The organism is Melghirimyces profundicolus, from assembly GCF_003054245.1.
Lineage (GTDB): Bacteria > Bacillota > Bacilli > Thermoactinomycetales > DSM-45169 > Melghirimyces > Melghirimyces profundicolus.
Genome location: NZ_QBKR01000020.1, coordinates 62,565 through 74,238, shown reverse-complemented (window position 1 = coordinate 74,238; position 11,674 = coordinate 62,565). Strand labels below are relative to the sequence as shown.

14 protein-coding genes are annotated in these 11,674 nt (G+C 40.9%); all 14 read right to left on the bottom strand.

The genetic code is table 11. The features are described 5' to 3' along the window. Positions 1-449 precede the first annotated feature (449 nt). The 14 genes from C8P63_RS13810 to C8P63_RS13750 all read right to left on the bottom strand — a co-directional run bounded on the left by C8P63_RS13810 (position 450) and on the right by C8P63_RS13750 (position 11,648). Positions 450-866: a hypothetical protein gene (locus C8P63_RS13810; RefSeq protein WP_108025198.1), complete on the bottom strand. Its 417-nt coding sequence runs from the start codon at positions 864-866 to the stop codon at positions 450-452. 228 nt (positions 867-1,094) lie between these two features. After that, positions 1,095-1,226 carry a hypothetical protein gene (locus C8P63_RS20070; protein WP_425437309.1) on the bottom strand — a complete coding sequence of 44 codons (132 nt, stop codon included), beginning with the start codon at positions 1,224-1,226 and terminating at the stop codon, positions 1,095-1,097. Then, positions 1,219-1,611: a transposase gene (locus C8P63_RS13805; RefSeq protein WP_108025196.1), complete on the bottom strand. Its 393-nt coding sequence runs from the start codon at positions 1,609-1,611 to the stop codon at positions 1,219-1,221. The genes C8P63_RS20070 and C8P63_RS13805 overlap by 8 nt, the downstream gene beginning before the upstream one ends. A gap of 342 nt (positions 1,612-1,953) precedes the next feature. After that, the gene (locus tag C8P63_RS13800; RefSeq protein WP_108025194.1) at positions 1,954-2,643 is read right to left on the bottom strand and encodes a hypothetical protein; all 690 of its coding nucleotides are present in this window, start codon (positions 2,641-2,643) and stop codon (positions 1,954-1,956) included. Between the two features lie 11 nt (positions 2,644-2,654). Continuing rightward, positions 2,655-3,461: a hypothetical protein gene (locus C8P63_RS13795; protein ID WP_108025192.1), complete on the bottom strand. Its 807-nt coding sequence runs from the start codon at positions 3,459-3,461 to the stop codon at positions 2,655-2,657. 69 nt (positions 3,462-3,530) lie between these two features. Next, a complete protein-coding gene (locus C8P63_RS19180) occupies positions 3,531-4,550 on the bottom strand; it encodes a hypothetical protein (protein ID WP_170109661.1) in 1,020 nt (339 codons plus the stop codon). Positions 4,551-4,573: 23 nt separating this feature from the next. Continuing rightward, a complete protein-coding gene (locus C8P63_RS13785) occupies positions 4,574-4,939 on the bottom strand; it encodes a TadE/TadG family type IV pilus assembly protein (RefSeq protein WP_108025187.1) in 366 nt (121 codons plus the stop codon). A 19-nt stretch (positions 4,940-4,958) separates the two neighbouring features. Next, positions 4,959-5,555, bottom strand: a complete 597-nt coding sequence (locus C8P63_RS13780; RefSeq protein ID WP_146172179.1) for a hypothetical protein — start codon at positions 5,553-5,555, stop codon at positions 4,959-4,961. Continuing rightward, the gene (locus C8P63_RS13775; protein WP_108025183.1) at positions 5,545-6,855 is read right to left on the bottom strand and encodes a VWA domain-containing protein; all 1,311 of its coding nucleotides are present in this window, start codon (positions 6,853-6,855) and stop codon (positions 5,545-5,547) included. Before C8P63_RS13775 ends, C8P63_RS13780 begins: the two co-directional genes overlap by 11 nt. A gap of 63 nt (positions 6,856-6,918) precedes the next feature. Then, the gene (locus C8P63_RS13770) at positions 6,919-7,116 is read right to left on the bottom strand and encodes a hypothetical protein (RefSeq protein WP_108025181.1); all 198 of its coding nucleotides are present in this window, start codon (positions 7,114-7,116) and stop codon (positions 6,919-6,921) included. 121 nt (positions 7,117-7,237) lie between these two features. Continuing rightward, positions 7,238-8,152 (bottom strand): type II secretion system F family protein, encoded by a 915-nt coding sequence (locus C8P63_RS13765; protein ID WP_170109660.1) that lies wholly within the window; start codon positions 8,150-8,152, stop codon positions 7,238-7,240. Between the two features lie 12 nt (positions 8,153-8,164). Beyond that, positions 8,165-9,091: a type II secretion system F family protein gene (locus C8P63_RS13760; RefSeq protein WP_108025177.1), complete on the bottom strand. Its 927-nt coding sequence runs from the start codon at positions 9,089-9,091 to the stop codon at positions 8,165-8,167. Beyond that, positions 9,091-10,458, bottom strand: a complete 1,368-nt coding sequence (locus C8P63_RS13755; protein WP_108025175.1) for a TadA family conjugal transfer-associated ATPase — start codon at positions 10,456-10,458, stop codon at positions 9,091-9,093. The genes C8P63_RS13760 and C8P63_RS13755 overlap by 1 nt, the downstream gene beginning before the upstream one ends. 11 nt (positions 10,459-10,469) lie before the next feature. After that, positions 10,470-11,648 carry a CpaE/TadZ family protein gene (locus C8P63_RS13750; RefSeq protein ID WP_108025172.1) on the bottom strand — a complete coding sequence of 393 codons (1,179 nt, stop codon included), beginning with the start codon at positions 11,646-11,648 and terminating at the stop codon, positions 10,470-10,472. Positions 11,649-11,674 lie beyond the last annotated feature (26 nt).

The following is an 11,674-nucleotide window of genomic DNA, read 5'->3' as shown; positions in this document are numbered from 1 at the left end:
CCTTCAATTTTCAACCTTCAAGGGAGTTCGTTTGTTCCTCAAAAAACGGAGATTCGAAGAGGATATGTGAGCGTTCCCTTATTTTCTTGAGGGAGATGGAACGAATGGTCTCGATAATACCCTTCATAAATCAAAAACAAACAACACAACTTATTCCTTATTAAAATCCGTTTCTCTTTTCTTTCCCCGAAAATGTTTTATACCCATATTTTTTCACAATTCCGTAAACAGCAATTTAAAATACCCAAATAATCGGTTGATTTTCCCTACGATGGCGATTATACCCTTTTAACCAGACAGTGCACTTAACCTCGGTCTTCTCCGTAATCCACCACTCCCAGAAATCAATATTCCGACGCTAGTGGCTTTTTAATTGTGTTTAGATTCCGTTCCTGCTACTTCATCTGTTTAGAATCCTTTTTTCATCATAGAAGGACTGCCCTTGTCGGTTAATAAAGATCTCTCATCAATTTTATCGCTACCATTGCAATAATCACAGCAACAATTCCGAAGAGGAGGGCATTCATAGCCTTATCTCTACCCATCAGAAAGTCATGGTTCCTTTTCCCTGATAAAATCAAGCTAATTCCTCCAACCAAAACAGCAAACAAACCGACCCCTATCACAATCCAGTTGACCCACAGTTCCCATACATATCCGTCTTTACTCGACGTCGGATCTACGGCCATGACCAAACCAACCCCAAAAATCAAACTTATCCCGATAATAATAAAGAAAACTACAGGACCTAAGCATCCACTTAATAAAGGGTGCCTTTTAAGCCAGTAGAGGATACGAGGCATTTTAACCATTCGGATGAATAAATAAACAACACCAATCAACCCATAACACATCAAAGAAATCATAGATTCGATTCCCCTCCCGTTATAACCAGTTTAATCTCATGGAATACGCCTTGATACTCATTTCTAACCGGAGGTAGACTATGTTATAGTAGGTGGTATCTCCTTCTAATTATTACACTTGAAAACATAATTGTTGATAAGGGGAAAATATGTATGGATCACACAGTTTTAAATCCAAATATATTACTGACGGTTTTTGAGCTCAAATAAACCTTGTCTAGTGCCCCTTCAGGCAACCTTGATCTTATTTTGTTCTTTTAAAATCGCTTCGTGTTGTTTGTTCTTATTCCGCCATCGGATGTATTTTTGAATCTCCTGCATCAATTCATCATGGGATGAATAGTGGCTACCTTCAAGCACAAACTTGCGGAGCGGTCCAAAATGGCACTCGATTCGGTTTAACCAAGAAGCATAAGTGGGGGTAGACCAACTCCACGTTGTTCTCCTTTGCCCACACTTTCACTCGCTTATGATGATGAGGCGAAAAGTTGTCCAATACCATATACAGCCGTTCACTCCGATGATAGCGACGGCGTAACGCCTGAAGAAAACACAGGACATCTTGATGTCGCTTGGTTTTCTTGTTGTGGGCATACAGTTTGTCCGCCTTTAAATCCAAAGCGGCCAACAGATGACGGACACCATGTTTTCGGGTGTAGGTTGCAGGTAAACGGTCTGCCTTCTTTTGCATAAACCAACCCTTTCCGGCATAGGGCCGGATCGAGAGAGGACCGAACTCGTCCATACAAATCACCCGTCCATCTTTTGGCGGGTTCTTGTAGAGGCTCTGATTCGTTTTTTTTCCGTGAAAATCTAATTATTTCGTTCTTTTTTGCATTAGGAAAAAAGACAATAGGATTCCCGGGGCGTTGAATCGCCCTTTCACCTCATAAATTCCTTCGTTTATGAGGCAACATTTTCCTTCAATTTCCCGATTTACGTTTGTTGAAGAGGCACTAGGTTTGTTACCAAAAGACGTTTTCCATGATTCCAGTCCCATCTATTCCTTCATTTATGGTATGAAACCCCCTGTTATTATATAATAGCAGGGGGATGTAAAACACTTCTTTAAATCATATTATAAATATCACCCAATTTCGATTGAATCCCAATCATAAATCCCTGTCCACTCTCCATATACCTTACTCATCAAAATGGCACCGTATGGAACGAAAAACATGTTAATAACTGCTTGAATCAAAGCCAAAACCATATAATTCGTTGTCAGTAAGTTGGATGTCAAAAGTGCAATCAATTCCACTAAATACTCGATTAATCCAAGTATAAATAGAATACCTAATAGTGGGAAGAATCTTTGTTTGCACACTTGAAAGGAACGAATAAAAGATTGTTTCCAAGAGCATTGTTCAATCAATAATGCATAAGGAACAAATGAAAATAGAACTAACAAAATAAGCCCTGGTATTATCAATAAAATTGTTCCTACTATCACTAAAAAGGCATATAACACCGCAGCAAAATATACCGGAATTAGTTTACCAAAGAACATCTTGTACAAATTGTTTAAATTACTAGCTCCCTCGGTCTTAGCCAATTGAATAAACGGAATTTGGACGATCCACAACCCTATTAAGAGCAAACTATACGAAGTTAAATCACCGGCGAGTGGAATGTAGTTTATAAAGAAATAGTTTTGATAAAACGCACTTACAATATAGTAGATTATTAATATAGGAAATGTGATCGTCCCATTTAATATCCAAATCTTTCGGAACTCCTCTTTATATAGATTAAATGAACTTTTGACAATATACAATTTCTTCACTCCTATCCGTTTTCAATTGGATTTCTCGTTTTGCTATAGATTCTTTTTAGAATTTCCTCATAATTTTTATCATGGCCTTTCTTTTCATAAGCCTCACGTGCTGCTTCATAATCCTCTTCATTTTTGGGTTTTTCCGGATGCAAGCGCAAATGGGTGATAAAAAGCCTAAATGCAGATAGGTAGTTCTTTTTCTTGAATAAATATCTGATTAACCTTTTTCTGTTATAATAGGTTTCCATTTGAATCGATGTTTGTTCAAAAGCGCGATCTGAGACACCCAATACAAACTTCGTTAGGTTTTCATAATCCTGTTCTGTTACTTCCCCTCGTTTGGTGATTTCGTCCATTAATCTCAATCCATCATTTACAAATTTACGTAATTCAAGTTGTTTTTCTATAGTTACTTCAGCGGATTCTATAAATTTCCTTAAATCATATATCCTATCCTGTGTCATTTTGTTACCTTGGGTTGATTCTATCCTTTTTAATAGATTGAATGTTCTTCGCATTAATCTCTCATTTCCCATACGTGCGAACTGTTTTCCTATGGTCCTCATATTTCTGAACTTTATCACGGTTTGACTAGCTATCTCTAAGACCCTTTCCAATGAACTATCCAATTGAGGGACCGTTCCATCGCTTTTTATTAACAAATAACCCGTTATTTCTCCGTTTTTGTGAAAACTACTATATATATATTTCTCGTTTTGATAACATGTGTAAATTTCTAAGGTTACATATTTTTCCCCATCCTTCAAATATCCATCTATTATTTCTTTTACTTCTGGGCCTATTTCTACCGATTTCATAGTATCCACTCCTATATTAAGATCATAAACTGCCAACAAAATATTGACAGTTTATGTATCTATTTAATATCAACTAAACCAACCACTTACTGTTTTTCCAATGCTCTTCACACCATCAACTACCTTGTTAGTTGCTGATTTAATACCCCGAATCGGCGCTGTAACTACCTTTCTGAAACCCGGATTATTCGTGAAGTACTTTCCGATTGTTCCCGCTGCAATTGCCAATCCTCCGCCAATCGCTAAACCAACCGCTAACGGCGGACAAGTAAACGCCGCTAGGGTAGCTGCCCCCATCGCGATTCCACCCGCACCACTTAACATATCAAGTGAAGCATCTGCCTGGGCTTTTGAACCATCAGTCGAATCCCAGGCTTTTACAGTGGCTGCCCCTGTTTCTAATGTTGAAATTCCGATACCTACCCATCCACCAACTTTGACGAATTTAGGAAACATTGTAGTTGGTGCATCTGCTGCTAACAGTTTAAATGGATTACTGCTTAAACTAGCAGCTGCTTCACCACCTTGACGCAACTGCCTAATCTTACTAAAGTCCATAAAGCCCTTTACGTTTAAACCAGTGTCAAGGATGTTCCACCCATCCAACCCTTTCTTAAGCCAACCATCATCCACATTTAGGCCCAATGCACCCCTAAGAACAGGTGATACCCAGCCATATACACTACCCATGGATCCACTTGGGGTTAATTGACCTCGGCTGCTTTTATCATATAAATTGACTACTTGCTTAACCTTACCATATAATACATCGTTTAATGTAAATTTGAGTGTTTTATACGTATCGCTGGTGAAAATATCACTGAACGAATTGGATCCTTCTTTTGCCCCGCCATTATTATCAACTGAGTCGGGTGGTGTTACCTCTGGCTCATTCACCTCTGGCTCATTCACCTCTGGCGGATTGACGTCAGGTGGATTAACTTCGGGTGGATTGACTTCAGGAGGGTTGATCTCGGGTGCATTAATAGTAGGGTTTGCATAAACGACAGTTGAAAATGGCATCAACAGTACAAAAGCATACAATGTCAATAAAAGTAAAGCAACAGACCGTCGCCATCTATATTTCATTAATTATGACCTCTTTCATTCAATTATTTCATAACCGGAGCCTGAGCGGTTTCTGAATAACTGAGCGTACGGGAGGACATAAAGATAACATCAATCTTGGTGTTTGCCGTTGCAACCGCTCGATCACCCTGAATATTGACGTTGAAGTTCTGCAAGCGATAATTGGAAGAGTTGCCAAAGGTCTTCATTGCTTCATGACGGGCCTTATCCACGTCTTCTGTAATTGATGCCACCCGAACAGCGTCTTGAAGAGCGGATTGAGTGGAGATAACAGCCATTCCCGCAATCACCACTTGCCAAAGAAACATGGCCATAAGTACAATCATCGGAATTATAAAAACAAATTCAATCGTAACCGATCCTCTACAACGATTGGGTTTTTTTGTCATCCATGATCCCCACCTATTTTCAGTATTCAATTGTATAGGTACCTTCAGGAAGGAGATTTAGATACTCTCTTTCAGGCCCTAAGCCCTTTCCATCTATAAATTCACCTTGAAAAAATTCTTCCAGTCCCACCGGTTGAAAGGACGTCTTTGCCTCTACTTGAATATGTTTATCGTGTACGGGAAATGTGATCTTACCCGAAGGGGCTGCACCGTTTTTTTGCACATACATTCTTACGTATTCTTTTAATTCATCTTCGCGTTGTTTCAACAGTTCTTGAGCAACTTTTGCCAGCAACTTCTTCTCCAGGGAATTCAACTTTTCACTATTAGTTAAATTCTCACCTGTATCTGGAATGATCTCACTTAGCTTCCCTTGTACCCTAGAGTCCTGTAACAACCATTCATCCAATTTTTTAGTGGCTGCAATACTTCCAGCATCCGCTGCCTGCTTTGTGGAAGCGTAAGTCATACCGGCAGAAGTAAGCCCTCCCAAAAAGAGAAAAATGAGTAAAAATACAGGAAGGGAGACAACCCATGTTATAGTGGCGCTCCCTTTTCTATTCTTTATTACCTTAAATGCCCCCATAGCATCAAACTCCTTTACATCAATCAACATCTCTATCTCTGATCTTTCGTTTTGCTTCTCTATAAGACTTACTTATTTCCTTTTTAATTTCCTGACGTCTGTCAATCCTATAACTTTTTATTTTTTTGCTACGGTCGTTTACCAACTGATTCAAATCGCCATATTCCTCTAGGTGATCAGACAAATATTTGTCCATAACGAGACGGAACCTATCCTCTTCTTGTTGTTGCAGTTTCTGCATTCCATCTGATATGTCGGATAATTCACCGACTTTATCAAAATACTGTTCACTTACATCGCCATGGTTTTGCAATGCCCATTTCCGCCATTCGCTTTTTATACGGTTTTGCTCTGTTTTAAATTGATTATCTAATTCTGCCGATGAATTAACGGTTGCGTAGGTGCCACCTCCCGCTTCAGCCACCTCTTTTAATGCTTTCTGTCCCTGATTATCAACATCAAAGCCGATAATATTGATAACAGCCTTGATATTGGACCTGTTCAATTGCTTAGCTTCTTTAACGGGATTGCCGTCACAGGTTTCAATACCATCACTTACCACATAGACAACATTGGTGGGTTTCTGGTCTTCTTTTGTCCCTTCTTCAAAAATGTCTTTGACTGAGTGGATAGAGGCAGCCAACGGTGTCCACCCAGCAGATTTAAATTCGTTCAATGATGCTTTAAATGAACTTTCTTTGTAAGGGGCTAATGTATATACTTCCTCAATACTCTTACAAGACATTTCCTTATCGGATTCACTATTTGAACCCTTGTGACCGTAAACAGTAAGACTGACGTTGGCACCTTCCGGCAATTTCGATACAAAATTCTTTACAGATCTTTTGGCCAAATCCATTTTCGTTTGCCCATTTACCTTACCCGCCATACTTCCACTGGAATCAACTAATACCGCAACATTTAACGTATGGGAGGTCTTTCCTTCTGTTGTTTTACCTGCATCAGGGGTATCATTTAACTGAAAATCGGTACTTAAACTGTCAAACTGATCAACATACGTTTTATAATCCTCCGCCAGTAAATAAACGAGTCGATTATACGCTTCTTCTGCTGACAAACCTTTTGGCCACTTTTGAACAGTTTGTTTAATTTCTTTCTCATCAAATTTTTCACCGGAAAACTTCCCCGGCCCTTCCGTAAGCATGCCTTTGACACCTTTTGCTGCTTGTGGAACTTTTTCATCCTTAGAATCCGGATCGGCCTTGGAATCCTGTTCATGATTACCGCATCCGCTAAAGAAAAATGCCACTATAATTATTGGTATAAACAGAGCCCATCTCTTTCTATATAGCAAATATTTCTCCTCCATCCCTCATAGTGATCAATATTACAGGTTTAGAGCTGATTGGCTCTAAACCTGTAATTGTGATAATCAGGATTCAGAAAGGTATTTTGAGATTTTATCCGCAATATCCCCAGCAAGGTCTCCCTGTTTGATTGCTGCTCCCAAAAGTCCAGCAACAGCAATCACGCCTGCAATCAAAAATACATACTCCAGAGTTTGGGAACCTTTCCTGTTGGACAAAGCTTGTTGATAAAGACCGATAGCCTTTAAAACGATTTTTTCCATGATCTTTTTGCCTCCTGTTATTTAATAGTGCAAATTACCCTGATACACCTATAAATACTGTAGATTGCAAAACACGATCGATCGACATATTTTTGCTTTTTTCTTCACCCCCTTTAAAAACTCAATTCAATCCAAATGGGCTGTTATCATTAAATACGTATTGTAGTATGATAACTCCAACAATAAGAAGAATAATTGACGGAGCAATGATAATACTGCTTACCACTGTTATTTTCGGTCCGGCTTTACCCGCTGCTTCTTTTGCTTGTTCCGCCCTCAATCGACGCATTTCCTCCGCCTGTTGGGCGAATGTTTCGGAAACGGGGGTCCCTAAGTTATGGGATTGGATCAAGGATTGGATCAGCCCTTCCAATTCGGGGGAAGACGTACGTTTAAGAAGCGACCGATACGCTACTTCCCGTTGGACCCCAAAGCTAATTTCTTGATTGAGACGGCTGATTTCTTCGCTTAATGGGCCTTGTGACGTTTCGACATAATACTTTAACGCTTCATCCAAAGGCATTCCCGCTTGCAGTGTAATGCTCATCATATCCATGAAATCAGGAAGTTCGTATTGAATTTCTTCCTGTCTTTTTTTCGCCAGATACTTAATACCAAAAATGGGGAGAAAGTATCCAGCAGCGGCTAAGGAGATAAGGAGAAATGCACCGAGTGGAAGGCCCAAAATATAGTAGGGGAATGCCACTGACAAACCAATTAAGGAAAATAAAATCTTTGCCCCCTGAATGTCTCTTACACTTAGGTTGTAAGGATAACCCGCCTTAATTAAATTGTCTTCCAGTTCCATTGGTTCGCTCAGTAATTGAATATTTTCTCCAACCGAAGCGAATTTCTCACTCCACTTGACCAAAAAACCGAGATCACGACTTCTTGGTTTTTTAACTTGATTAATTGTGTCCTGACCTAAGTGCTGCTTAATTTCTTGTTCCTTATTTCGATATGCAACATAGGAAGCCGATAACATAAATACTGAAAAACAAAACGCTATGGTGATCAGGAATATTAATGACGTCACTGTCCCCATCCTTTATACTCGGATGTTAGAAATTTTTCGGACTATTATGATTCCCAGTAACTGCAAGGTAACAAATATCATTAACACAAAGTATCCAAATATATTTTGAAAAAGCAACTCGAATCCATCGACCATCTTACTCATAACGAAAACCACTAATAAAGACGCGAGCGGCAAGGTATAAGCGGTATACCGTGATTGGGAAGTATAGGCTTTAATTGTTTGCTGAATCAGCTTTCGTTCTTCCATGGTTCTGGCCATTTCACTCAAAACACGGGCTAAATTCCCCCCTACCCTTCTTTGAATGATTAATGCATTGACAAACACCTGTAAATCGCGACTGGAGACTCTATTTAATAAATCGGTAAGAGCACTTTCCAAGTCTCTACCCAGCTTGATTTCCTGAACAACAGTGCCCAATTCGCCTCGAATCGGAGTGGGCATTTCCTTTACTACAATCTCCAGTCCTTGGGGAACGGATAACCCTGCCTGAGCAGCACTGCTTAAAAGACGACATGCTTCGGATAATTGGGCATCGATCTTAGAAGCGTAAACATTCCTACGAGATTTAAGAAACAATTTAGAAGCAAAAGGAGTTAAGCTAAGGCCTGCGCCAACCGATAATACCAAATGAGCCCCCAATCCAAAATAAAGGAAAAAAGCAAAACCTATACCGACTGCTACTAACACAACACCATATTCGGCCGGGCGGAGTCTAACACTGGCTCTCTCCAATTGGGGAGCCAGCTTTTTCGCCCAATTAGTTTGGTCCAATTTGTCCGCTAAGGCATCGGACCAACTTAATTGTTTATTGGAGCTGTAAATCCAATTTTCCACTCGTTCCATAGTTATTCGCTTTTCTTTTAACACTATCAGTTGAAAATAAAGAGCCCAAACCCCGCAGAATACTGCAGCAGCCCCAAATATAGCCATGAACATTATGAACTGCTCCTTTTCCGGGGATGGAATATTTTCCGATCCACAGGAGTACCGTAAGCTTTCAATCGTTGAATACACCGCGGAATTACACCGGTGGCTGTATGAAACCCTTGTACAGCACCTGTTTCATCCACATGAGTTTGTTCAAACCGAAAGACATCGACCATTTTGAAGGATCCATCTTCATTTTTTTGCAGCTCGGAAATGTTAAGCATTTTCCGCTGACCATCGGGCAACCGGGAGATTTGTATAATAAAATCGATTGCACCCACCAAATATTCCCGAATAAGGGACGGCGGAAGTTCAGCACTGGACATCATAACCATCCCTTCCAAACGACGAAGGGCATCATCGGTAGAGTTAGCATGAACCGTGGTTAATGACCCTTCGTGACCGGTGTTCATGGCTTGCAACATATCAAAGGCCTCTGCACCACGAACCTCCCCCACAATAATCCGGTCGGGACGCATCCTCAAAGCATTTCGCACGAGTTGTCGGATGGTAACTTCGCCTTTTCCTTCCACATTAGCGGGCCGTCCTTCCATTCCGGCCACATGACCATGAAGGATCCGAAGTTCAGCCATATCCTCAATCGTTACAATCCTCTCGTTTTCAGGTATGAAATTGGCCAAGGCATTCAGCAGAGTGGTTTTACCACTACCGGTTCCACCCGAAATGATGATGTTTAACTTTGCCTTTACCAGTGAAGCTAAAAACTGGCCCATATCGGAAGAAAAGCTCCCAAAGTTAATCAAATCTTTCATTGTAATAGGATCCTTACGGAACTTACGGATCGAAAGAAGGGAGCCTTTCAGGCTGATGGGGGGAATGACGGCATTCACACGGCTCCCATCCGGTAACCGTGCATCTACCATTGGAGAACTGACATCGATCCTCCTGCCCAGCGGAGCTACAATTCGGTCAATCACATGACGCAATGCTTCCTCATCCCGAAACTGGATATCGGTTTTGTGCAACCTTCCTTCTTTCTCGTAGTAAATTTCATATGGACCGTTAACTGTAATCTCCGTTATATCTTCATCCTCAAGCAGTGGTTCCAATGGGCCGTAACCCACCGATTCGTCAATAATTCTAGTAATAATTCTGTCCCGTTCCTGACGGCTGATGACCACTTGTTCATTCGCCAGATACTGGCCTACAATTCTATCCAGAGTCATTCTCAATTCTACGGATGGCATTTTTGTCAACTTTTCCAGATTTGTCTCGCGGAGTAAACGGGCCTTGAAGTGATTGGCCAGTTCGTCAATCCTGCCTTCACTGATGACGGATTGATTACTCGGTCCCTTAGAACTTGAAGTCCCCCGATAGCTTGTACTGTTATTAGTCATTTTCTTAAACAGGGACATGCCATGACCTCCTATGATACAGAACGGCTAGAATCTTGCGTCAACAGCCAGCGGGCCAGCTTTTGAATGTCTTTAGAAAAAATGGTTAAACCCCGCTCCCGTCGGGAGGCCCGGAGTGGTTTACCACGGTTGATCATCTGTTGTACTTTTTTAGTATCCTCCCGAATCTCAGCTACAATCGGATACTCAAAATATTGCTTAACATCCTTGGAGGTAAGTTCTCTATCACGGGAAATTCGATTCAGTAAAATTTCAAACCGATCGCGGGGATCAACCCCCAATTTATTGAACAGTTCCATTACTCTATTAAGAATTCGCAAGGAAGGTGCATCGGGAGTCATAACATAAAACATCCGATCCGCTTCTTCCAAAGCACTGTATACCATGGTATTCATAGAAATAGGTAGGTCTACTAAAATATAATCATAGTACAATCGGGCAGCGCGAAGAAGCCTCTGTATATGCTCCTCTGTCACTTGTTCCGCAATTTCCGCATCACAAGGACTTACCAATACTTCCACTTGGGAATTACGCTCAATGGAAGTGACGTTTCGAATATGGTTATCGTTTAATTCCTGTAAAACCGGGGTTAAATCATAAATGGAACGTGAGTTTTCCACGTTCATATAGGTTTCGATCCCCCCGTATTGGAGGTTTAAATCGACGAGCAAAACACTGGAATTGGAATCCAGCTGGATTGTTTGTGCCAGGGTGGAGGCGACTAAACTACGACCGCACCCTCCTCTCCCCCCGTAAAATGTGATCACCTGTCCGCGTCCCCAAGAGAAAGAAGCAGTTCCCTCAGAAACAGCTTTTTGTTTCGCTTCTTTCGCCTTCACCGCTCGATTCAGCACATCACTTAAAGCCATAATTTCATCAGGCAAAAAGAGAATATCAAAAGCACCTGCTCGATTTACATCACGGGCACGTATAGGATCACGGGACTCTGTTAGATAAATTACCCAAGTTGTAGTCAATTCGTTTTTAATATAATGGAGTAACTGTAACCCCGATTCATCCTTGGGTTCATGAAGCAACACAATGTCCGGCTGAATACGAACGATTTCCCTTTTTACTTCCCTGGCTGATAAATACTGATTATTAGGAAAGGTATTGGACACCCTCGCTCTAATATCTTCCGCTAAATTTACTTCTTCACTGACAATCAGAAGTTTTACATCCGTGCTCATTTTATGTAGGTGACACCTCCTGAACC

What these genes read in the sequence shown, in the direction of transcription:
- C8P63_RS19180 (WP_170109661.1), bottom strand. Translation starts at nt 4,550, where the DNA reads ATGAAATATAGATGGCGACGGTCTGTTGCTTTACTTTTATTGACATTG.
- C8P63_RS13810 (WP_108025198.1), bottom strand. Translation starts at nt 866, where the DNA reads ATGATTTCTTTGATGTGTTATGGGTTGATTGGTGTTGTTTATTTATTC.
- C8P63_RS13755 (WP_108025175.1), bottom strand. Translation starts at nt 10,458, where the DNA reads ATGTCCCTGTTTAAGAAAATGACTAATAACAGTACAAGCTATCGGGGG.
- C8P63_RS13770 (WP_108025181.1), bottom strand. Translation starts at nt 7,116, where the DNA reads ATGGAAAAAATCGTTTTAAAGGCTATCGGTCTTTATCAACAAGCTTTG.
- C8P63_RS13795 (WP_108025192.1), bottom strand. Translation starts at nt 3,461, where the DNA reads ATGAAATCGGTAGAAATAGGCCCAGAAGTAAAAGAAATAATAGATGGA.
- C8P63_RS13780 (WP_146172179.1), bottom strand. Translation starts at nt 5,555, where the DNA reads ATGTTGATTGATGTAAAGGAGTTTGATGCTATGGGGGCATTTAAGGTA.
- C8P63_RS13760 (WP_108025177.1), bottom strand. Translation starts at nt 9,091, where the DNA reads ATGTTCATGGCTATATTTGGGGCTGCTGCAGTATTCTGCGGGGTTTGG.
- C8P63_RS13775 (WP_108025183.1), bottom strand. Translation starts at nt 6,855, where the DNA reads ATGGAGGAGAAATATTTGCTATATAGAAAGAGATGGGCTCTGTTTATA.
- C8P63_RS13750 (WP_108025172.1), bottom strand. Translation starts at nt 11,648, where the DNA reads ATGAGCACGGATGTAAAACTTCTGATTGTCAGTGAAGAAGTAAATTTA.
- C8P63_RS13805 (WP_108025196.1), bottom strand. Translation starts at nt 1,611, where the DNA reads ATGGACGAGTTCGGTCCTCTCTCGATCCGGCCCTATGCCGGAAAGGGT.
- C8P63_RS13785 (WP_108025187.1), bottom strand. Translation starts at nt 4,939, where the DNA reads ATGACAAAAAAACCCAATCGTTGTAGAGGATCGGTTACGATTGAATTT.